General features: G+C 73.0%; 12 protein-coding genes. 8 read left to right on the top strand and 4 right to left on the bottom strand.

Features of this window, described 5'->3' with window-relative positions:
• The first annotated feature begins 581 nt into the window (after positions 1-581).
• Genes ACIQTP_RS14370 through ACIQTP_RS14345 form a run of 6 tightly spaced genes read left to right on the top strand, consistent with a single transcriptional unit; the run spans position 582 to position 16766 of the window.
• Positions 582-7769 carry an SDR family NAD(P)-dependent oxidoreductase gene (locus ACIQTP_RS14370; protein WP_403399704.1) on the top strand — a complete coding sequence of 2396 codons (7188 nt, stop codon included), beginning with the start codon at positions 582-584 and terminating at the stop codon, positions 7767-7769.
• 44 nt (positions 7770-7813) lie between these two features.
• Positions 7814-12304, top strand: coding sequence for a beta-ketoacyl synthase N-terminal-like domain-containing protein (locus tag ACIQTP_RS14365; RefSeq protein WP_403399846.1), 4491 nt, complete (start codon positions 7814-7816; stop codon positions 12302-12304).
• The gene (locus tag ACIQTP_RS14360; protein ID WP_403399702.1) at positions 12294-12641 is read left to right on the top strand and encodes an acyl carrier protein; all 348 of its coding nucleotides are present in this window, start codon (positions 12294-12296) and stop codon (positions 12639-12641) included. Before ACIQTP_RS14365 ends, ACIQTP_RS14360 begins: the two co-directional genes overlap by 11 nt.
• A gap of 1 nt (position 12642) precedes the next feature.
• Complete coding sequence (locus ACIQTP_RS14355; protein WP_403399699.1) at positions 12643-13449, top strand: alpha/beta fold hydrolase; 807 nt, start codon at positions 12643-12645, stop codon at positions 13447-13449.
• Positions 13450-14646 carry a glycosyltransferase gene (locus ACIQTP_RS14350; protein ID WP_403399698.1) on the top strand — a complete coding sequence of 399 codons (1197 nt, stop codon included), beginning with the start codon at positions 13450-13452 and terminating at the stop codon, positions 14644-14646.
• Positions 14643-16766: an ABC transporter ATP-binding protein gene (locus ACIQTP_RS14345; protein ID WP_403399696.1), complete on the top strand. Its 2124-nt coding sequence runs from the start codon at positions 14643-14645 to the stop codon at positions 16764-16766. The genes ACIQTP_RS14350 and ACIQTP_RS14345 overlap by 4 nt, the downstream gene beginning before the upstream one ends.
• On the opposite strand, the gene ACIQTP_RS14340 is transcribed toward ACIQTP_RS14345, so the two are convergent.
• The gene (locus ACIQTP_RS14340) at positions 16723-18486 is read right to left on the bottom strand and encodes a hypothetical protein (protein ID WP_403399694.1); all 1764 of its coding nucleotides are present in this window, start codon (positions 18484-18486) and stop codon (positions 16723-16725) included. The genes ACIQTP_RS14345 and ACIQTP_RS14340 overlap by 44 nt on opposite strands.
• A 450-nt stretch (positions 18487-18936) precedes the next feature.
• Between ACIQTP_RS14340 and ACIQTP_RS14335 the strand changes: the two genes are divergently transcribed.
• Positions 18937-19704, top strand: coding sequence for a polysaccharide deacetylase family protein (locus ACIQTP_RS14335; RefSeq protein WP_388140189.1), 768 nt, complete (start codon positions 18937-18939; stop codon positions 19702-19704).
• Positions 19705-19714: 10 nt separating this feature from the next.
• Here ACIQTP_RS14335 and ACIQTP_RS14330 read toward each other — a convergent pair whose 3' ends face one another.
• Positions 19715-20929 carry a cytochrome P450 gene (locus tag ACIQTP_RS14330; protein WP_403399691.1) on the bottom strand — a complete coding sequence of 405 codons (1215 nt, stop codon included), beginning with the start codon at positions 20927-20929 and terminating at the stop codon, positions 19715-19717.
• Between the two features lie 467 nt (positions 20930-21396).
• On the opposite strand from ACIQTP_RS14330, the gene ACIQTP_RS14325 reads away from it, so the two are divergent.
• Entirely contained in the window at positions 21397-21675 is a 279-nt protein-coding gene (locus ACIQTP_RS14325) for a hypothetical protein (protein WP_403399689.1), read from the top strand.
• Between the two features lie 109 nt (positions 21676-21784).
• On the opposite strand, the gene ACIQTP_RS14320 is transcribed toward ACIQTP_RS14325, so the two are convergent.
• Both ACIQTP_RS14320 and ACIQTP_RS14315 read right to left on the bottom strand, forming a co-directional pair.
• The gene (locus ACIQTP_RS14320) at positions 21785-21985 is read right to left on the bottom strand and encodes a hypothetical protein (RefSeq protein ID WP_403399687.1); all 201 of its coding nucleotides are present in this window, start codon (positions 21983-21985) and stop codon (positions 21785-21787) included.
• A complete protein-coding gene (locus ACIQTP_RS14315) occupies positions 21982-22401 on the bottom strand; it encodes an ATP-binding protein (RefSeq protein ID WP_403399684.1) in 420 nt (139 codons plus the stop codon). The genes ACIQTP_RS14320 and ACIQTP_RS14315 overlap by 4 nt, the downstream gene beginning before the upstream one ends.
• Positions 22402-22529: the final 128 nt, after the last annotated feature.

The following is a 22529-nucleotide window of genomic DNA, read 5'->3' as shown; positions in this document are numbered from 1 at the left end:
TCGAGTCGTACCGCGGCGCCGGCCGCTACCTCCGGCACTACGACTACCCGCTCACCTTTGGATCCAGCCACGGCCCGGCCGCTCCCGCGGCCGGGCCGTGCTGCTGAAATGAGCCAACTTACCGGCGAGTACGAATCGTGGCCATTCACCCTCAAGCGCCGAAATCCCACCCTTCCACCCCACGTGAATTTTGATTATGAAGAGGGGAACTAATAAAAGTTTCAATTTACAGCGGGGGAAACAGTTCGTTTCCACAAGATCGAAGCGGACCCCGTGTTCGACACTGCGTCAGCAGGCATTGCCGCAGGCCGAATCGGGGACGCGGAGCGACCCGACCAGCGGCCGCCGACTCCGTCAACTCCCCCGGACAAGGCCTGTGTTGCCGGTTCGCACCTGGCTCAACGGTGGCTGTGTCGACCGTGTTACGTCCGGTAATGGCAGCCTCCTTGAGAGTTTGACTTTCACGTGGATGCGCAATAAGCATGAGCGTGCTTCACATCGGCTGTCGGCTTGCTGTGAAGCGCTAGCGCTCTCCGCTCTCCCCCACCAATCCTCACCCTCGTGCGACTTGGAGCGTTCGCGTGCCTGTGCCGAATTTCGCTACTTCCGGCCTGTTTGCCGTAGAGGACATCGTCATCGCCCTGAACCCGTTCGCCGTCCCCTCGGCACGGGTCACCGCGGCCGCCGTACGGGCGGGCGGTCTCGGGGTACTCGACCTCACCGCGGGTGGGCGCCGGGCGGCGGCGGAACTCGCGCTGGCCGACGAATGGTCGGCCGCCGGTTTCGGCGTACGGCTCCGCGACAACGATGCCTTTCCCGCGCGGGACCTCCCCGCCTGTGTCCACACCGTCCTGCTCACCGCCGACGCCTCCTGCACGCCCGCCGACTTCCCGAGCCACCGCGTGCTCGTCGAGGTGACCGGCCGCGCGCAGGCGTTACGAGCCGGCGCGGCCGGGGCGCACGGGCTGATCGCCCGGGGCCACGAGGCGGGCGGCCCTGTGGGTGAACTGAGCACCTTCGTACTGCTCCAACAACTCCTCACCGAAGACGGGTTGGACCTTCCGGTCTGGGCCTGCGGCGGCGCGGGCCCGCACACCGCGGCGGCCGTCGTCGCGGGCGGCGGCGCCGGTGTCGTCCTGGACACCCAGCTCGCCCTGCTCGCCGAGGCCGAGGCCGAACTGCCCGCCGGGACCTCCGCACTGCTCGCCGGGCTCGACGGCTCCGAGACCACCGTGGAGGACGGTCGCCGAGTCGTACGGCGCCGGGGGGCCCACGAGGGCACGCCCGCCCCCGAGATCGGTCAGGACGGCTTTCTCGCCGCCCGTTTCCAGGAGCGCTGGGGCACCGTGCACGCGGCGGTACGGGGCGTACGGGACGCCGTCCTCGACGCGTTGAAGAGCGCGGGTCCCGGTCTCGACTCGGCGAAGAGCGCGGGTCCCGGTCTCGACTCGGCGAAGAGCGCGGGTTCCTCGCTCGGCCCCGACGGCACGGGCGGCCGGCCCTTCGGAAGCGAACTGCCCGTCGCCCAGGGGCCGATGACCCGGGTGAGCGACCAGGCCGCGTTCGCCGCCGAGGTCGGCAACCACGGCGGGCTGCCCTTCATCGCGCTCGCGCTGTCCGGCGCCGACCGGACCCGCGCCGTACTGGAACAGACCAGGGCCGCGCTCGGCGACGCACCCTGGGGCGTCGGCGTCCTCGGCTTCGCCGCCGAGGAGATCAAGGCCGCCCAGCTGGAGGTCGTACGGGAGATCCGCCCGTCCCACGCGATCATCGCGGGCGGGCGTCCCGCGCAGGCCGCCGCACTGGAGGAGGTGGGCATCTCCACCTTCCTGCACGTGCCGTCGCCGGGGCTGCTGAAGCAGTTCCTGGAAGCGGGCGCGCGCAAGTTCGTCTTCGAGGGCGCCGAGTGCGGCGGTCACGTCGGACCGCGGGGCAGCTTCCCGCTGTGGGAGGCGCAGCTCGGCGTGCTCGACGACTTCCTGGCGAGCGCGAAGAACGCCGCCGCCGCCGAACTGCAACTGTTCTTCGCGGGCGGGGTGCACGACGAACGCTCCGCCGCCATGGTCACCGCGCTCGCCGCGCCGCTGAGCGCGCGGGGCGCCGCCGTGGGCGTGCTGATGGGCACGGCCTACCTGTTCACCGAGGAGGCCGTGAACGCGGGCGCGGTGCTGCCCCTGTTCCAGAGGCAGGTGATCGACGCCGAGCGCACCGACCTCCTGGAGACCGCTCCCGGACACGCCACCCGCTGTGTCCACAGCCCGTTCACCGACGAGTTCGCCGCGGTCAAGGAAGACCTGGCCGCCCGCGGGACACCCGGCCGCGAGGCCTGGGAGCAGCTGGAGCAGCTCAACGTGGGGCGGCTGCGGCTGGCCAGCAAGGGCATCGAGCGGGTCGACGGCGGGCTGAGCGCGGTCAGCGAGGACAGACAGCTCGCCGAGGGCATGTTCATGGCCGGCGAGGTCGCCGTGCTGCGCTCCGCCGTCACCACCGTCGCCGAGCTGCACGCCTCGGTCACCAGTGGCGCGGCCCGCTTCCTGGCGGCGCGGCGGGAGGCCCTCGGCATCGGGGAACCCGCCGCGGAACCCTCTCCCGAACCGCTGGACATCGCGATCGTCGGCATGGCCTGCATGTTTCCCGGCGCCCCCGACCTCGCCACCTTCTGGGCGAACGTGCTGGCGGGCGAGGACGCCGTCACCGAGGTGCCCGCGACCCGCTGGGACGCCGAGCTCTACCACGACCCGCGGGGCGCCGGGGAGAAGACCCCGTCCCGCTGGGGAGGCTTCCTCCCGGAGATCCCCTTCGAGCCGCTGCGGTACGGCATTCCGCCCGCCTCGCTGCCCGCCATCGAGCCGGTACAGCTGCTCGCCCTGGAGGCGGCGCGCCGCGCCCTGGAGGACTCCGGCTACGGCAGCCGGGCCTTCGACCGGGCCCGCGCGTCGGTCGTGTTCGGCGCGGAGGCGGGCAGCGACCTGTCCAACGCGATGACCCTGCGCTCCGTCCTGCCCGCCTACCTGGGGAGCCTGCCGCCCGCGCTGGACGAGCGGCTGCCCAAGCTCACCGAGGACTCCTTCCCCGGCATCCTCGCCAACGTCATCGCGGGCCGGATCGCCAACCGCCTCGACCTCGGCGGCGCCAACTACACCGTGGACGCCGCCTGCGCCTCCTCCCTCACCGCCGTCGACGTGGCGTGCAAGGAACTGGCGAGCGGGACGAGCGACCTGGTGCTGTGCGGCGGCGCCGACCTGCACAACGGGATCAACGACTATCTGCTCTTCGCCTCCGCGCACGCCCTCTCGCCCTCCGGCCGCTCCGCGCCCTTCGACAGCGCGGCCGACGGCATCGCGCTCGGCGAGGGCGTCGGCTGTGTCGTCCTCAAGCGGCTCGCGGACGCCGAGCGGGACGGCGACCGGGTGTACGCGGTGATCAAGGGCGTCGGCAGCGCCAGCGACGGCCGGGCGCTCGGCCTGACCGCGCCCCGGCCCGAGGGCCAGTACAACGCGCTGACCCGGGCCTACCGCAACGCGGGTATCTCGCCCGCCGAGGTCGGGCTCGTCGAGGCGCACGGCACCGGCACCGTCGTCGGCGACCGCACCGAACTCGGCTCCCTCACGCGGGTGTTCGAGGAGGCCGGGGCTTCGCCCGGCGCGTGCGCGCTCGGCTCGGTCAAGTCGCAGATCGGGCACACCAAGTGCGCGGCCGGACTCGCCGGACTGATCAAGACCTCGCTCGCCCTGCACACCGGCGTGAAGCCGCCGACCCTGCACCTCACCGAGCCGAACCCGGCCTGGGACGCGCGGAGCAGTCCGTTCGCCTTCCACACCGAGGCCCGCCCCTGGTCCGCCGCCCCGGCCGAACGGGTGGCCGGGGTCAGCGCCTTCGGCTTCGGCGGCACCAACTTCCACGTAGTCCTGCGGGCCTACGAGGACGGCCCGCCGCCGGTCACCTCGGCCCAGCACTGGCCCGCCGAGCTCTTCACGTTCCGGGGCGCGGACCGGGCGGCGGCGGTACGGGCCGCCTCCGAACTGCTCGCCCTCGTGGAGGCGGATCCCGGACCGTACGAGCCGTGGCGGCTGCGGGACTTCGCGCTCGCCGCGTCCCGGCGCGCCGAAGCCGCCACCACCCGGGGCACCCGGAGCACTGGAGCCACGGCAAGCACCGCAAGCACCCATAGCGCCCACAGCGCCCGGACCTGGATCGCCCTCGTCGCCGGGTCGACCGAGGAGCTGACGGCGCTGCTGCGCCGCGCGGTCGCCGGTGAACACGCCCCGAAGGAAGGCCTGTTCACGGCCGACGACGAGACGGGTGACGTGGCACTGCTCTTCCCCGGCCAGGGCAGTCAGCGGCCCGGGATGTTCGCCGAACTCTTCGTCGCCTTCCCCGAACTCCAGCGCCACCTGCGGCTCGACGAGACGACGGCGCGCGTCCTCTTCCCGCCGACCGCCTTCGACGAGACGGGCCGCAAGGAGCAGCAGGAGCGCATCACCGACACCATCGTCGCGCAGCCCGCGCTCGGCCTGACCGGGCTCGCCGCGTTCCAGCTCCTGGCCAGGGCGGGGGTGCGCCCGGCGATGGCCGCGGGCCACAGCTACGGAGAACTGGCCGCGCTGGCCGCGGCGGGCGCCCTCACCCCCGGCGCCCTGCTGCGCGCCAGCCGCGAACGCGCCGCCGCCATCCTGCGCGCCACCGGCGAGGGCGACCCCGGCACCATGGCCGCCGTCGCCGCCGGCGAGCCGGAGGTCACGGCGGCCCTCACCGCCGCAGGCCTGGCCGACTCGGTGGTGACGGCGAACCGCAACTCGCCCCTTCAGACGGTCATTTCGGGACCCACCGAGGACGTCCTCACCGCCGTCGAGCGACTGCGTGCCCAGGGGCTCGGCGCCAAGCGCATCCCGGTCGCCTGCGCGTTCCACAGCCCACTGGTCGCGGCGGCGGGCGAGGCCTTCGCCGAGGTGCTCGCCGAAGTCCCGTTCGCTCCGACCGACTTTCCGGTCTGGTCGAACCGTACGGCCACCCGCTATCCGCGGGGCCCCGAGGAGATCCGGGCCGAACTCGCCGCGCAGATCGGCTCCCCGGTCCGGTTCGCCGACCAGATCGAGGCGATGTACGAGGCCGGGGCCCGGGTCTTCGTCGAGGCCGGACCCGGCTCGGTGCTGACCCGGCTGGTGGGCGCGGTCCTCGGCGACCGGCCGCACCGCGCGGTCGCCCTGGAGGACGGCCGGCGCACCGGTCTCGCCGGGCTCCTCGCCGCGCTCGCCCAACTGGCCGTCGCGGGTGCGGACATCAGGACCTCGTGGCTCTTCCAGGGCCGGGACGCGGTCCCCGCCGACGCCCGCGCCCCGCGTCCCAGGCGCGCCGCGTGGACGGTCGACGGCCATCTGATCCGTACAGCGGACGGCGTGATCCCCGCCGCCGCACTCCACCCCGCCGAACGCGTCCCGGAGGCCCTCGTGACCCACAGCAGCCCGGTCGGACCAGTGGCGGCGGCCACCGGATCCGAGGCCCTGATCAGCGAGTTCCTGCGCACGAGCCGGGAGATGATCGCGGCGCAGCGGGATGTGATGCTGGGGTACCTGGGAGCGGATCCGGGGATACGTCCCGCATCCCCCGCCCCGATCACGTACACCGACGCCCCGGTCACGGTGACCGCGCTGCCCGCCGCTCCCGCCCCGGTTGCCGCCGCCGCTCCCGTCGCAGCTCCGACCCCGGCCGGGGACCCCGTGTCCGTCGGCCGCTCGGTGCTGTCCGTCGTGCTCGATGTCATCGGCGAGCGGACGGGCTACCCCGTCGACATGATCGAACCCGACCTCGACCTCGAAGCCGACCTCAGCGTCGACTCCATCAAGAGAGCCGAGATAGCCGGCGAACTGGCCACCCGCCTAGGCCTCACCACGACCGGCGACACCGACATGGAAGAGCTGACCAAGGCCCGTACCGCCGCGAGCATCGCCGCGCTGGTCGAGCGGGCGACCGGCCCGGGAGCCACCCCGGCGCCCGCTTCCGTCCCCGCCGAAGGGACCGCCCCGACCGCCGAGTCCGTCCTCGCCCTCGTCCTCGACGTGATCGGCGAACGCACCGGCTACCCCGTCGACATGATCGAACCCGACCTCGACCTCGAAGCCGACCTCAGCGTCGACTCCATCAAGAGAGCCGAGATAGCCGGCGAACTGGCCACCCGCCTCGGCCTCACCACGACCGGCGACACCGACATGGAAGAGCTGACCAAGGCCCGTACCGCCGCGAGCATCGCCGCGCTGGTGGCGGGCGCCCGGGACGGGGCGGCCGACCCCGCGAGCCCGGACGCCGAGCCGGCCGTCCCCGAACCCGTCGTCGTGGCGCCGAAGCGTCTCGTGATGCGGGAGTTCGACCTCGCCCCCGCCGATCCGGCGCCCTCCAGTGACCTGCTGATCGGCCGCAGTTTCCTGCTGCTCGGTTCCGGACCGGTCGCCGAGGCGCTGACCGCCCGCCTGACCGTGCACGGCGCCCACGCGGTGACGGCCGAGGAACCTCCGGCCGAGGGAGCGTTCGACGGGATCGTGCACCTCGTCGCGCCGGACGCCCCGCCCGTCCTGCCGGACGTCTTCCCGGCCTACCAGCGGGTGCTGGCGGGCAACCCGCGCTGGGTGCTGGCCGCGGGCGCCTCCCCCGGGCTGCGCGGCTTCTTCCGGTCCCTCGCGCGGGAGTACCCCGACACGGTCGCCCGGGTCGTCGAGCACACGCCCGGCACCTCGCCCGAGAACACCGCCGCGGAGCTGATCGCCGAGCTCACCGCGCCCGACCACGAGCCGGTCGTCCTGCGCTCCCCCGGCACACGGCGCGGACTGCGCATGGCCGAGGAGGGGCTCGGTCTGCTCGGCAGCACGGGCGCGGGGCCGGCCGGGGACGGTGCCGCCGAGGCCGCCGCGCTCGGCCTGGACGCCGATTCGGTCGTCCTGCTGGTGGGCGGCGCCCGGGGGATCACCGCACGGTTCGCCGCGACCCTGGCCGCAGCGAGCCGCTGCCGGATCGAACTGTTCGGCCGCACCGCCCTGCCCGAGGGCGCGGAGGACCCCGCGCTCGCCGCCGCGGGCACCGCCGGTGAACTGAGGAGCGCGCTCATCGCGGGCGGGCTGCGCGTCCCCGCCGAGATCGAGCGGGCGATCGGCCGGATCCGGGCCGAACGCGAGGTGCGCGCCACCCTGCGCAGACTCGCCGCGCTCGGCTCCGAGGTGCGCTACCGCGCCGTGGACGCGCTGGACGGCGACGCCGTGCGCCGGGCGGTGAAGGAGATCCACGCCGAGCACGGCAGACTCGACGGCGTCGTGTACGCGGCGGGCGTGATCGAGGACAGGCTGATCGCCGAGAAGAGCCCGCGGTCGTACGACCGGGTGTTCCGTACGAAGGTCGACGGGGCACGCGAACTGCTGGCCGCGCTGGGCGAGTTGCCGGACGGGGAGGGCCCCCGGTTCACCGTGCTGTTCGGCAGCATCGCCGCGACCCTCGGCAACCGCGGCCAGTCCGACTACGCAGCCGCCAACGACGCCCTGGAGACCCTCGGCGCGCGCTGGGCGGACTCCGGTACCGGCCGCCGCGGACTGACCGTCCACTGGGGTCCATGGGCGCCGACCGGCGACGGCAACCACGGCATGGTCACCCCCGAGCTGATGCGGCACTACGCGGGCCGCGGCATCCAGCTCATCGACCCCGACGAGGGCACCATGAGCCTGCTGCGCGAGCTGGCCTGGGGGCCCGAGGGCGACACCGCCGTCGTCTACACGGCGTCGGGCTGGTGACCGACGTGACCGGCGCCGGCGCCGAACCCATCGCCATCGTCGGCATGTCGGTGCTCTTCCCGGGCGCCCCCGACCTGGCCACGTACTGGCACAACCTGGTCTCCGGCGTCGACGCCATCACCGAGGTGCCGCCGGGCCGCTGGGACGCCGAGGAGTACTACGCGCCCGGCGCCGAGCCCCGCGCCGACCGGGTCTACTGCCGGCGCGGGGGCTTCGTGGACGAGCTGGCCGAGGTGGACGTCACCGAGTTCGGGATCATGCCGGCCGCGGTCCCGGCCACCGAGCCCGACCAGCTGATCGCGCTGCGGGTGGCCGCTCAGGCCCTCGCCGACGCGGGCGGCCAGGGCCGGCTGCCCGCCGACCGGCACCGGGTCGGTGTGGTGCTCGGCAGGGGCGGCTATCTCACGCCCGGCCTGGTCCGGCTCGACCAGCGGGTGCGGACCGCGAGCCAGCTCGTGCGCACCCTGGGCGAACTGCTGCCGGACCTCGGGGCCGATCAACTGGAGGCGGTGCGCGAGGCGTTCACCGACCGGCTCGGGCCCGAGGCACCGGAGTCCTCGATCGGCCTCGTGCCCAACCTCGCCGCGTCCCGGCTGGCGGGCCGGCTCGACCTGCGCGGGCCCGCCTACACCGTGGACGCCGCCTGCGCCTCCTCGCTCATCGCCGTCGACCACGCCGTGCGCGAACTCGGCAGCGGGCGCTGTGACGTGATGCTGGCGGGCGGGGTGCACCACTGCCACGACATCACCTTCTGGAGCGTGTTCAGCCAACTCGGCGCGCTCTCCCCGAGCGAGCGTATCCGGCCGTTCGACCGGGGCGCGGACGGCGTGCTGATCGGTGAGGGCACCGGCGTCGTCGTCCTCAAGCGGCTCGCCGACGCCGAGCGGGACGGCGACCGGATCTACGCCGCGATCACCGGCACCGGCGTCGCCTCCGACGGACGTACGACCAGTCTGATGGCGCCCGACTCCGGCGGCCAGGTCCGCGCGGTCCGCCAGGCCTGGGAGGCCGCCGGGCTCGACCCGTCCGCCCCCGGCTCGATCGGCCTCCTGGAGGCACACGGCACCGCCACCCCGGCGGGCGACGGCACCGAACTCACCACGCTCGCCGCGGTGTTCGGGCCACCGTCGGCAGACATCTCCGGGGACGCGCCGGACGCCGTGATCGGCTCGGTGAAGTCGATGATCGGCCACACCATGCCCGCGGCGGGCGTCGCCGGGCTGATCAAGGCCGCGCTCGCCGTCCACCACAAGGTGCTCCCGCCGACCCTGCACTGCGACGACCCGCATCCGGCGCTCGCCCGTACCCGGTTCACCCCCATCGGCGCCGCCCGGCCCTGGCGGACCGACGACCGGCAGCCGGTGCGCCGGGCCGCCGTCAACGCCTTCGGGTTCGGCGGCATCAACGCGCACGTCGTGCTCGAAGAGGTCGCGGTCGCGCGGCGGCCGGCGGAGGTGTACGAGCCGGAGCCGGTGCTGCGGCTGACCGCGCCGACACCCGAGGCGATGGCCGCGCTCCTCGACCGCTCCGACTCCGCGATCATCGCCGCCGGTCTCGACGAACGCGCCCCCGCCACCGATCCGGTGCGGCTCGCCGTCGTCGGGCCGACGGCCAAGCGGCTGGCGCTGGCCCGCAAGGCGGTCGCCAAGGGGAAGGGGTGGCGCGGCCGGGGCGACGTGTGGTTCGTGCCGCGCCCCCTGCTGGGCCCGGGCGGAGGCAGGCTCGCGTTCGTCTTCCCCGGCCTGGAGGCCGAGTTCGCGCCCAACTCCGAGGACATCGCCCGGCACTTCGGGCTGCCCTGGTCGCGCGCCGTCACCGACGCCACCGTGGGTGACGTGGGCCGGCAGGGCACCGGCGTCTTCGAGCTCGGCCGGCTCCTCGACACCGCGCTGCGCCGCCTCGGCGTCGTCCCGGACGCGCTCGCCGGGCACAGCCTCGGCGAGTGGACCGCGATGGCCGCCGCCGGAATCCACCCTCCCGAGGAGGTGGACGCCTTTCTCGCCGACTTCGACCCCGACGCGCTGAGCGTCCCCGGGCTGGCCTTCGCCGCGATCGGCGCCCCCGCCGAGGTGGTACTGACCGAGCTGGACGGCCGCGGGGACGTGGTCCTCTCCCACGACAACGCGCCCAACCAGTCGATGATCTGCGGCCCCGAGCCCGCCGTCGCCGCACTGGTCGAGGTGTTCAGGTCCCGGGCGGTCATCTCGCAGATCCTGCCGTTCCGCTCCGGCTTCCACACCCCGATGCTGGAGCCCTACCTCGACCCCATCAGGAAGGCCGCCGAGGCCTACACCCTGCGCCCGGCCGCGCTGCCCCTGTGGTCCGCGACGACCGTCGCCCCCTACCCGGACGAACCGGCCGCGATCCGTGAACTGTTCATCCGCCATCTGCTGGAGCCGGTCCGCTTCCGGCCCCTGGTGGAGACGATGTACGCGGCGGGCTTCCGCGCGTTCGTCCAGCTCGGCGCGGGTCAGCTCGGCTCGCTCATCGCCGACACCCTGCACGGCCGCGACCACCTCGTGGTCCCCGCGCACTCCCCGCACCGCCCGGGCCTGCCCCAACTCCACCGCGTGGCAGGCGCGTTGTGGGCGGACGGGGCCGCGCCGGACCTCGTCCCGCTGCTGGGCGGTGCCTCGGCCTCGACCGTCACACCGGCCCGTACGGTACGCCGTCCGAGCCGTCCCGTACGGCTGGACCTCGGCGGCGCGAACGTCTCGCTGGAGGCGCAGACCCGCGACCGGCTGAGCGCCGCACTGGCCCGGCCGCGGCACACCGCGCCCCATGACGCGGGCGCCCTGGAGGAACAGGGCCCGCTGGGCGCGGAGTTGTCGGCACTGCTGCGGGACGCGACGGCGCTCGCCTCGGACGTGGTGACGGCGGGTCGACGCGGACGCGGCGCCCCGCCCGGCCTCCGTACGGGCGGCACACCCCCGAAAAGCGGCGCCGACGTTCGTATGGCCGAGCCCGTCACCCCCGAACCCCAGCCCCTCGAAGCCACCCTTCACGTCTCCGTCGACACCATGCCGTACCTCCTGGACCACTGCTTCTTCCGGCAGCCCGCCCAGGCCGACCCCGCCGACCGCTGGCCCGTGGTCCCGGGCACCACCGTGATCGCCCACCTCATGGAGTTCGCCGAGCGGGCCGCGCCCGGCCGCCGCGCGGTGGCCGTCCACGACGTACGGCTGCACCAGTGGATCACCGCCACTCCGGCCGTCGACATCCCCGTACGGATCGTCCCCGAGGGCCCGGACCGGGTCACCGCCTCGCTCGGCCCGTATGCCCGGGCCGTGGTCGAACTCGCCCGGGAACGGCCCCGGTTCACGCCTCCGGAGCCCTGGACCTTTCCCGCCGCGCGGGAGGAGAGACCCGAGCTGACCGCGGCGGAGCTGTACACGCGCCGCTGGATGTTCCACGGCCCGCGCTTCCAGGGCCTGGCCGAACTGACCGCGGTCGGCGACCGGCACGTACGCGGGGTGCTCGTCACCCCGCCCGCGCCGGGCGCCCTGCTGGACAACGTGGGGCAGCTCCTCGGCTACTGGATCATGGCCCGGCAGCCGGTGCGGACGACGGTGTTCCCGGTCGGGATGAAGGAGATCCGCTTCCACGGCCCGCACCCCGCCCCCGGCGAGCGCCTGGAGTGCCTGATCCGGATCACCTCCGTCACCGACGCCACCCTCGAGGCGGACATGCAGCTGGTCCATCGGGGGCGGGTGTGGGCGGAGTTCAGCGGCTGGCAGGACCGCCGGTTCGACAGCAATCCGCGCATCCGCGAGGTGGACCGGGAGCCCGAGCGGTACACGCTGTCCCGGATGCAGCCCGGCGGCTGGGCGCTGGTCCACGAGGAGTGGCCCGATCTCGCCACCCGCGAGCTGATCATGCGCAACATCCTGGCGGGCGAGGAACGCGACCGGTACGCGGCGCACGCCCCGCGCGGCCGGCGGCAGTGGCTGCTCGGCCGGATCGCCGCCAAGGACGCCGTCCGGAACGTGTTGTGGGACGCCGGGGCGGGCCCCGTCTACCCGGCCGAGGTCAGGGTCGGCAACGACCCGGCCGGGCGCCCCTTCGTGACCGGCGGCTACGGCAGGACCCTGCCCGAACTGCATGTCTCCATCGCGCACCGCGGCGAGACGGCCGTGGCGATGGCCAGGAGGGAGGGTCCCTGCGGCATCGACATCGAGGAAGTCACCGACCGCCCCGAGGGCACCCTCGCCGTGGCCCTCACCACCGCCGAGCGCGAGCTGCTCACGTCGCTCGTCCACCGGGCGGGGGGAGCCCCCGAACGGCTCTGGTTCACCCGCTTCTGGGCCGCCAAGGAAGCCGTCGCGAAGGCGCGCGGCACCGGACTGGGCGGCGAGCCGAAGCGGTTCGAGATCACCTCGGTCGACGGCGACCGGCTGACCGTCCGCACCGCGGGCGAGGAGTACCGCGTGCGGCACTGCGCGCTGACCACCCCCCGGCCGTCCACGGGGCTCGGCAAGGAGTACGTCGTGGCCTGGACGGCAGTCAACGATCAGGAGAACGAAGATGACCACTGAACTCGACCGTCCTGTGGGCCAGTCGGACAGCGGACGGCCCTCGGCGCCCGACGCGGCGACCGCGCTCGCCGACATCTCGGCCATCCTGCGCACCGTGCTGGAGGAGTACGGGCTCGACGACTCGGAGATCACCCTTGACACGTCCTTCCACGACGACCTGGAGCTGGAGAGCATCGACCTCGTCACCCTCTCCGCCCAGCTGCGCGAGTTCTACGGCGAGCGGGTCAACTTCGCCGCGTTCATAGCCGACCGCGGCCTTGAGGAGATCATCGCGCTCACCGTCGGCGACCTCGTCGGCTACGTCGTGGACTCACTGGCCGTCGCGGAGGTGGGCTGACATGGCGACGATGCGGGTGAACGGCATCGACGTACACGTCCAGCGGCTGGGCCACGAGAGCGGCTCCCCGCGCCCCGTCGTGGTCCTCATCCACGGCCTGCTCATCGACAGCCTCGCCAGCTACTACTTCAGCCTCGCGCCGCGGCTCGCCGAGGAGGGCCTGGACGTCGTCATGTACGACCTGCGCGGGCATGGCAAGACCTCCCGGCCGCCGACCGGCTACCGGATGGAGGACTTCGTCGACGACCTCGACGGACTGCTGGACGCGCTGGCGATCGACCGCCCGGTGCACCTCGTCGGCAACTCCTTCGGCGGCGCCGTCGCGTACGCCATGGCCGCCGCCCGCCCCGAGCGGGTCGCGAGCGTGATCGCCATCGAGGCCGAGCCGCCGGCCCGGGCGTGGGCGCGGAACATGTACGAGGGCCTGGTCGGCGAACAGGGCGGACTGGTGGTCCAGCAGGTCACCCAGTGGCTGCGGGAGAACCCGGGCGAGCGCAACGCCCGGCCGTTCCGGGCGGCGGGCCGGGTGCTCGACGAGACCGCGCTCGCCCAGGAGATCCCGCTCAGCGCTCTGCTCGACGAGGACCTGTCCGCGATCCGCTGCCCGGTCTTCGCCATCTTCGGCGGCGCGTCCAAACTGTCGGCGCAGACCGCGATGCTGGAGGCCTCGCTCCCCCTCTGCCGTACGGTCGTCCTGCCCGACCTCGGCCACTCGGTGCTGGTGGAGGCCACCCAACAGACTTACGCCCTCGTACGCGACTGGCTGCTGCTCGGCCAGGAGGCGCACGCGCTGCGGGAGGCCCGCTAGATGGGCCGGTTCCTGTTCGTCGTGCCGCCGCTGGTCGGGCACGTCAACCCGGCCGTGGGCACCGCGGCGGCACTCGCCGGGCGCGGGCACGAGGTCGCGTGGGCGGGCCACCCCGAACTCGTCCGTGGTCTCGTCGGATCCGACGCCGTCGTCTTCCCCTGCGCTCTCCCCGAGGACGGACTCTCGCGGCCCGCCGACCTGAAGGGTCCGGCCGCGTTCCAGTTCCTCTGGGAGAGCTTCCTCGTCCCGCTGGCGGACGCGATGGCGCCCGGGGTACGGGCGGCGATCGAGGCGTACGACCCCGATGTCGTCGTCTGCGACCAGCAGGCGGTGGCGGGTGCGCTGGTCGCCGAGTCCCTCGGGCGCGTCTGGGTGACCTCGGCCACCACCTCCGCCGAACTCGTCGACCCGCTGGCCGGCATGCCGAAGGTCGCGGCGTGGCTGGACGGGCTGCTGGCCCGGTTGCGGAACCGGATCTGCGACGGGGCCGGCTCGGCGGACCCCCGCTTCTCCCCGCACGGCGTCCTGGCGTACACCACCCGCGCGCTGCTCGGCCCTGCCGAACTGCCCGACCGGGTCTGGCTGGTGGGCCCGTCCGTCGCCGCCCGCCCCACGGGCGGCGACGACTTCCCCTGGGACTGGCTGGACGCATCGCCTCTGCCCACCGTCCTGGTCAGCCTCGGCACGGCCAACAACGACGCCGGGGCCCGTTTCCTGAACGCGGCGGCGGAGGGGCTGGGCGGACTGGCGGGCCGACTGCGGGCGGTGCTCGTCGACCCCGGCGGGCTTGTCGAGGGCCCGGTCCCCGACAACGTCCTCCCGCGCTCCCACGTCCCCCAACTCGCCCTCCTCCCACGGCTCGACGCGGTCGTCTGCCACGCCGGGCACAACACCGTGTGCGAGGCGCTGTGGCACGGTGTCCCGCTCGTCGTGGCACCGATCCGGGACGACCAGCCGATCGTCGCCGGGCAGGTCGTGGACGCGGGCGCGGGGGTGCGGCTGCGGTTCGGGCGCGCCGACGCGGCCAGGATCCGCGCGGCGGTCGAGACGGTCCTCGACCCGGCCGGGGGTCACCGGAAGGCGGCCGAGGCCGTCGGGGAGTCCTTCCGCGCCGCGGGCGGCAGCGCCTCCGCCGCCGCCCGCCTCGCGACACTGGCGGCCGAGTCGGCCGGGACGGGAGCACGAGGCGGCGCATGAACGACAACGGCACGACCGAGCACCGCCCGGCAGCCGACGGCCGTCGTCCCGACCCGGCCCAGGGCCCCGCCCACGTCCAGGATCACGGCCCGACGGCGCCCGGGACGCCGGGGCCGGGCCCGCGGGTACGCCGCCTGGCGCCGCGCGCGGGCACGCCCTCCGCAGAACAGGCGGGCACGCCCTCCTCCGAGAGACGCCCCAACAACCCGACCGGCGCCACACCGACGCCCGGGCCGCCCGTGCCGGACCCGCGGGTCGGCTTCCCGGCAGCGGCCGAGGAAGCGGTAGCGAGCCCGTACGTACACCGCACGGCCGCACACGCAGACACACCTCCCGCCGGCTCGCTCGTCGCCCTCGTCGGATACTCCCGACCCCACTGGCGCGTGCTGCTGCTCTCCCTCGTGCTCACTCTGCTGGCCAGTGTGTCGGGGCTGGTGCAGCCGAAGTTCGCGCAGGCGATCCTGGACCGGCTGGACGGCGGCGGCAGCGTGGTCGCGCCGGTCGCGCTGCTCGCCGTGTTCCTGGTCGCGGGCGCCCTGCTCACGGGCCTCAACGCCTGGCTCCAGCAACGGACTTCGGAGCGGGTGGTACGGGAGGTGCGGCGCGGTCTGGTGCACCGCCTGATCCGGCTGCGGGTCGCCGAGCTGGACCGGCGGGCCCCCGGCGACCTGATCGCCCGCGTCACCTCCGACAGCACGCTGCTCAAGAGCGCCGCCACCGAGGGCCTGATCATGACGGCCAACGGCGTCCTGACCTTCGCCGGGGCGCTGTTCATGATGGCGACGCTCGACGCGCGTCTGCTCGGCGTCACGCTGCTGGTGCTGACGATGGTCGGTGTCGTGATCACCGTCATCCTGCCCCGGATCAAGGCCGCCGTGGCCCGCTCCCAGGCGTCCGTCGGAGCGGTCGGCGCCGTCCTCGACCGCACCCTCGGCGCGGCCCGCACGGTCAAGGCCAACGGCGCCGAGGGCCGAGAGACGCGCACCGCCGAGGACGCGGTCGACGAGGCGTACGCCGCCGGACTGGTCGGCGCCCGCTACAGCGCCCTCGTCACCATGGTCGGCGGCGCCGCCATCCAGACCGCGTTCCTGGTGGTGCTCGGCGTGGGCGGCACCTTCGTCGCCCACCACTCGATGTCGGTCTCCGAACTGATCGCCTTCCTCCTGTACGTCTTCTTCCTGGCGAGCCCGGTGTCACAGCTGGTCGGCGGCGCGGCCCAACTCCAGCAGGGCCTGGGCGCGGTGGGCAGGATCCAGGAGGCGGGCGCGCTGCCGGTGGAGGACGACATCGACGCGACCGCGTCCGCGCACACCCCCGCGCACGCCGCACCACCGGCCGTCGAACTGACCGGGGTCGAGTTCACCTACCCCGGCCGCGCCCCGGCCCTGCGCGGCGTGAGCTTCACCGTCCCCGGTGGCACCCGGACCGCGCTGGTCGGCCTGTCGGGCGCGGGCAAGACCACCCTCTTCTCCCTCCTCCAGCGCTTCTACGAGCCGACCGCGGGCACGATCAGGATCGGCGGCCAGGACATCGCGGGCCTGCCCCGCGCCGAGGTCCGGCGCCGGATCGCGTACGTCGAGCAGGACTCCCCCGTGATGGCGGGCACCCTCCGCGAGAACCTCCTGTACGCGGCGCCCTCGGCCACCGGGGAGCAGCTGGCCGAGGCCCTGGCCGTCACCCGCCTCGACGGCCTCCTCGCCCGCCTTCCCCAGGGCCTGGACACGCCCGTGGGCCCGCGCGGCGTCACCCTGTCCGGCGGCGAACGCCAGCGCCTCGCCATCGCCCGCGCCCTGCTGCGCCGCCCCCAGGTACTTCTCCTCGACGAGGCGACGGCCCAGCTCGACGCCCGCAACGAACAGGCCCTCGGCGAGCTCGTCGCCCGCACGGCGGGCCGCTGCACGGTCCTTCTGATCGCCCACCGCCTGTCCACGGTCACCGACGCCGACCAGATCGTGGTCCTGGAACACGGCGACGTACGCGCCGTGGGCACCCACCACTCCCTGGTCGACGACGACGACCTCTACCGCGAACTGGCCGCCACCCAACTCCTGGCCGCCGAACCGGCGGAGCACCGGGTCAGCGCAGCGTCAACCGGTACGTCAGCGGTGAACGTCCCGTGATCAGTACCCGCACCCCGTCCGGAGTCAGGGAGCCGCTCAGCCAGGCGTAGCGCTCCCCCGGGTCCACCACCGCCGGCTGCCGACCGCCCTTGCCGTTGCCGGGGCCGAAGGTGATGTGGTCGGTGCCGACGGTGTAGGTGGCCTCACCGGAGACGAGTTGGAAGGTGTCCGGGCAGCCGGGGACGGGTTCGATGCCGTCCCCGGTCAGGGTGCCGCCGGGGCGGAAGCAGAGTTCGAGGGCGAGCGGGCTCGCGCAGCCCTCGCCGGAGAGGTCGAAGGAGATGTCCCAGGCTCCGCCGCCGACCTCACGGACCAGGACTTCGGTGCGGAGCGTGCGGTACTCCTTCGGGCGGTGCGGGAAGTCCATCGCGGACCAGAAGCGGCTGTCGTCGGTGAGGGGGTAGCCGCCGTCGGGGCGGCGGTGCTCGGGGGGCAGCGGGTGGTGGAAGGCGCCGCGGACCTCGGCGTGCAGCCGCCAGGCGTCGTCCGTGCGCTCCAGTCCCTCCGCCCGGAAGTGGCCGAGCGCGAAGAACCGCGGGGCCAGCCGGAGCGAGTCGAGGATCGCCGCGCCCTTGCGCATCTTGAAGAAGGTCGGGTTGGTGGACAGGCCGGAGGAGATGGCGTGCAGTTCCGGGAAGTCGGTTCCGCCGAAGACGCTCGCCGTGTGTGTGCCGCGGCGGACCCGGACGAGACGGCAGCTGTCGTCGTGGTGCTCGAAGTCGTCGGGCAGGGAGGTCACTTCGGGCAGCGGGGCGGCCAGCTCCGGCCGGTCCAGGACCTGGGCGAGGCGCTCGCCGATCGGGGTCTCGCCGAAGGTCTGGCCGGTGCCGCGCTCCTGGAGCAGCGCGGCCACCGCCGCGAACCGTCCGTCTCCGTCGCGCAGCGCCATCTCCCGGTACTGGAGCCAGAACTCGGGCAGGTGCCGGACCCTCGTCTGGTCCTGGCGGCGCGAATGGACCGTCTCCACCTCGCCGTTGGGCTCGATGACGTACAGGTTGGCGGCCAGGTTGTCGCGTACGTTCGCGTAGAGGTCCGTACGTCCGTAGTGGCGGGCCAGTACGAGCAGCGCCGGATTGGTCACCGCGGCCGAGTAGTTGGGGCTGCGCTCGCTGTACTCGCCGCCGGGCAGCTGGTCGATGCCCTCGGCGAGCCAGGTCTCGATGCGCTCGGGGTAGGCGGGGTCGGGCCAGCGGGCGTGGATGCGGGCGAGGGCCGCGCAGACCAGCCAGCGGTGGTTGGCGGTGTGCACGCCCCCGATGGCGAGGGAGGGGCCCGCCAGGCGCAGGATCCGCTCGATCGTCGACCGCAGTCCGGTCGTCGGCTCGTGGGCGTCCTCCTCCAGCAGGTGGTGGATCAGGTTGAGGTCGACGATCGAGAAGGCGGTGTCGGCCGGGTTGCCGTCCGCCCCGTGCTCCCACAGCCCGTTGTCGTACTGCTCCTCGGCGAGCGCGTCAGCGAGTTCGGCGGCGGGGCCGAGGAGCGCGGCCGAGTGGTGGTACGCCGAGCCCTCGTGCACGTACACCGAGACGAGGGTGCGCAGCGAACGGGTGGCCGCGCGGGCCTCGCCGCCGTCACGGAGTTCGACGAGATCGGCGGCGTACCCGTCGAGGACGGCCTTGGCGCTGGTCTCGGCGGTCGCGGTGAGCAGTTCGACGAATGCGGTGTCGAGGGGGACACCGGTGTCGGCGAGGGCGGCGAGGAAGGTCTTGCGGGCTGTCACTGGGGCTCCTGGGAGAGGTCGCGCCGTTCTTCCACGTCGCTGTGGTCGAGGGAGGTGTCTTTTGCGTCCGCGCGGTCTCGTACGTCGGTCGCGGTGAGCGCCATCGCCAGTGCCCCTCCCTTTCAGAAAGCGCTTGCACCAGGAGCGACCCTAGGTAATGCGCGGATGTCACTACAAGACCTTCCGCAACGTGAACACCCACCGCATGGCGGTGCGCAACGAGTGGACCGCAGTCGCGCACCCGCACCCGCGCATGCGGCCGAGATCCCTGGAGGCGGGTGCCGACGGGCGCGGGAGGCCACGGCGGGGGTGTCCGCACGCCGGCCGGTCCGGCGGGCGGCTGGACGTCTGAGCAGGGGTTTCTCTGGAATCCGAATGTCACAGGGACCCCTATACATGCGGTGTATACACCAGGTGTACAGTCTCCGCATGCCTTCGCTGACCATGAAGATGAAAAGACCGGGGACCTGGTTGCGTTCGACGGCCGCCTTTCTGGCGGCCGTTTCGCTTGCCCTGCCGCTGACGGGGTGCACGACCCTCCACACCACCGCGCCGGCCGCCGCCCGCACGCAGGCCGCCGCCGGCGCCCCGGCGAAGTTCGGGACCGTGGACTGCCGCCAGGCCAAGTGCATCGCGCTCACCTTCGACGCCGGGCCGAGCGAGAACTCGGCCAAGCTCCTCGACATCCTCAAGGAGAAACAGGTCCCGGCGACCTTCTTCCTGCTCGGCAAGCGGCACATCGAGAAGTACCCGGAGCTCGTCAAGCGGATGGCCGCCGAGGGACACGAGGTCGCCAGTCACACCTGGGACCACAAGATCCTGACGGAGATCAAGCCCGCGGAGATACGCGAGGAGTTGGAGAAGCCCGACGACGCGATAGAAAAGCTCACCGGGAAGCGGCCGACGCTCATGCGCCCGCCGCAGGGGCGGACCGACGACACCGTGCACAAGATCAGCCGCGAACTCGGCCTCTCGGAGGTCCTGTGGAGCGTGACCGCCAAGGACTACGAGACGTTCGACCCCAAGGTCATACAGCAGCGCGTCCTGAAGCAGTCGAGCCGGGACGGGATCATCCTGCTGCACGACCTCTACCCGGGCACCGTGCCCGCGGTGCCTGGGATCATCGACGCGCTCAAGGAGCGGGGGTACGTGTTCGTGACCGTGCCGCAGCTGCTGGCGCCGGGGAAGGCGAAGCCCGGTACCGTCTACCGCCCCTGACGGCCGTGTGTCAGCTCAGCCGCACCGGCAGCACCCGGTACCCGTGGCCGATGAAGGACTCGGCGAGGCGGGCCGGGCCGTGTGTGTCGTCGAGGCTCAGGTCCGGGAAGCGGGCGAAGAGCGCGGGGAGCGCGAGGGACGCCTCCAGGCGGGCCAGCGGGGCGCCGATGCAGTAGTGGACGCCGTGGCCGAAGGCGAGGTGCTCCTTGTCCGCGCGGCCGATGTCGAAGCGGCCCGCGCTCTCGCCGTGCCGCAGGGGGTCGCGGCCGGCCGCCGCGTACGTCGCCAGGATCGCGTCGCCCCGCGCGATCAGCGTGCCGTCGGGGAGCTTGATGTCCTCGACGGCGTACCGCAGCGGGAGGTTGGCGATGGAGGGGGCCCAGCGGAGGGTCTCCTCGATCACCTCGCTCCAGGGGATCTCGCCGCCGCGCACGCGGAGCAGCTGCTCGGGGTGGGTCAGCAGGGCGTGGACCGCGTTGCCGATCAGGTTGACCGTGGTCTCGTGGCCCGCGCCGATGACGAGGAGGAGGGTGTCGATCAGTTCGCCCTCGGCGAGCTGCGAACCCTCCTCGTCGCGGGCCGCGATCAGGGCGGTCGTCAGGTCGTCGCCCGGCCGCTCGCGCTTGGCGGCGACCAGCCCCGCGAGCAGTTCGTGGATCTCCCGGTAGGTGGCCATGGCCTGTTCGGGGGTGATGGTGGTGTCCATGTTGGCCTCGATGAGGCGCGCGGTGTCGGCGCGCCGGTCCTCGGGCAGGCCGAACAGCTCGCAGATCACCTGCATCGGGAGCGGGTGCGCGTAGGCGGAGCGGAGGTCCACCCGCCCGTCGGGCGCCTCGGCCATCCGGTCGAGCAGCGTCGCGGCGAGTTCCTCGATGCGGCGCCCGAGTGCGTCGGTACGGCGTTTGGTGAACGCGGGCGAGACGAGTTTGCGCAGCCTGCGGTGGTCGGCGCCGTACGCGGTGAACATGTTGGTCACGCCGACCCAGAGGGTGATCCAGCTCTCGCGGTACTCGCCCTCGATCCAGGCGGGCCAGTGCTGGTTGGGGTCCTTGGAGACCCGGTCGTCGGCGAGGAGCCGCTTGAGGGTCTCGTACCGGGTGGGCGCCCAGGCCCGTATCCCGCCCGGCAGTTCGATGAGGGCCGCGGCGCCGCGGTCGCGCAGCAGATCCGCCTCGCCGTGGAGGTCGGCGCCCGCGGGGTCGATGACGTGGGGCTGGTCCGGCACGTGGACTCCTGCTCTCTGGACCGGTCGGCCGTCGAGGCCCCCGGCCCCTCGGGCGACCGGTGGATCATGGGGGACAAAGAAAAAACGGGGAGTACTCCCCGGATAGCCTGGTGTCTGGCGGACGGCGTGTCAACAGCGCTGGGGCGAGCGGGAGTTGCCCGCCGCGTCCGAGCCCTCGGAATCCGCAGGGGCGTGGGTGGGTCGGGGCCGTGCCGGTACGTCGAGCCCGTCGCCGCCGGATCAGACGCGGGCCGGGCAAGGGAGCCGCTGCTCGATCCGAACGTAAGCGACGGGCTTGCGACATACCGGCACGGCCCCTTCCGTGCGTCGTCGGGTGGATCCGTGGCACCACATTTTCCTTCTGGAACATCTACTTGAGGGTTTTCGATGCCAACTCCACTGATCCCCGGCGGTCGGTTGGTGCTGCGGATCAGACTGGTCGCCCAACGACGAGGGAGGGGGGCCGCATGGGCATCAAGAAGATTCTGACGATCAAGCTTGAGATCGAAGTCAACGAGAAGGTGACCCGGCACATCCGCGTGAGCGACACGTACGACGAGGTGGTCATTGCAGCCATGGAGGCCGCTCGTGCCCACATGCCGACGCACAGCATCGAGCAGATCACCACTCAGGCACGCTGGGAGTACCGGCACTGGGACCCGAAGCCGATCACCTACGCCAATGGTGAGGCCCCGGAGATGGAAGACCTCACGGACGACGAGATCGAGTGGCTAGACGAGGAGTGAGACGTGGAGGAGCCCCAACCATCCGAGGACAGCCGGGGCTTCTCTCACCTCGGGAGGCCGGGGGAGCCTCTATGGGCTTGACCTCGCGAGGGAGCTGGGAGACATCTCTTCACGCCCTCAGCCACCCGATCCACTCCGGGCGCGGCACGCTGACACTCAGCTTCTCGTCACTGGGGGCGTCCCACTCGGCGCCTCCACCGGCAAGCGGCCGGAGCACGTACGTACCGCCCTGGACGTCGGTGATGATCCCGTTCCTCTGGGCGTCGTGGTCGTACACCTGGTCGCCGATCCACGGCTTGCCGTCCCTCACAGCGCTCCCTCGTACCGGATCTCGGCCCAGACCGTCTTGCCCCAGCGGTGGAGGTCGGTGCCCCAGCGGTCCGAGAGGGCTTCCACTAGGACGAGGCCACGGCCCCGGATCTGGTCGCCGTTGGAGTCGGTCCGCATGAGGGGGATGTCCCGGGAGCGGTCGACCACGGCGAGCCGGACCCAGTTCTCCTTGCGCAGGACGATGATCCGGATCGCGGGGAGGCGGGCATGGTCGACGGCGTTGGAGACCAACTCGGTGATCAGGTTCAGGGCGTCGTCGACCATGTCCTCCTGCCCCCAGGCGGTGAGCGCCGTACGTACCAGGCTGCGAGCAACGCCCGCGCTCTCCGGTACGCGATCGAGAGTCTGCGAGTAACCGGGGTGCCCCGTGGGGCGTGGCGTTGCCGTCACAGTCATCAGGACCTCAGGGGGTGCGGGTGTGAGTGGCCATACCTGAGTGAACGGCTCCTGGCTGCTGAGGGGCAGGAAATACCTGCCCGCTGTGCATCGGGCCCGACCGGAAATTTCTGTGTGTTTCTGCTCAC

The organism is Streptomyces sp. NPDC090798 (genome assembly GCF_044768965.1).
GTDB lineage: Bacteria > Actinomycetota > Actinomycetes > Streptomycetales > Streptomycetaceae > Streptomyces.
This window is presented reverse-complemented; position numbering and strand designations above follow the sequence as displayed.

Coding starts and splice junctions, on each gene's coding strand:
- ACIQTP_RS14315 (WP_403399684.1), bottom strand. CDS start 22,401: ATGACTGTGACGGCAACGCCACGCCCCACGGGGCACCCCGGTTACTCG.
- ACIQTP_RS14325 (WP_403399689.1), top strand. CDS start 21,397: ATGGGCATCAAGAAGATTCTGACGATCAAGCTTGAGATCGAAGTCAAC.
- ACIQTP_RS14355 (WP_403399699.1), top strand. CDS start 12,643: ATGGCGACGATGCGGGTGAACGGCATCGACGTACACGTCCAGCGGCTG.
- ACIQTP_RS14350 (WP_403399698.1), top strand. CDS start 13,450: ATGGGCCGGTTCCTGTTCGTCGTGCCGCCGCTGGTCGGGCACGTCAAC.
- ACIQTP_RS14345 (WP_403399696.1), top strand. CDS start 14,643: ATGAACGACAACGGCACGACCGAGCACCGCCCGGCAGCCGACGGCCGT.
- ACIQTP_RS14365 (WP_403399846.1), top strand. CDS start 7,814: ATGTCGGTGCTCTTCCCGGGCGCCCCCGACCTGGCCACGTACTGGCAC.
- ACIQTP_RS14335 (WP_388140189.1), top strand. CDS start 18,937: ATGAAAAGACCGGGGACCTGGTTGCGTTCGACGGCCGCCTTTCTGGCG.
- ACIQTP_RS14360 (WP_403399702.1), top strand. CDS start 12,294: ATGACCACTGAACTCGACCGTCCTGTGGGCCAGTCGGACAGCGGACGG.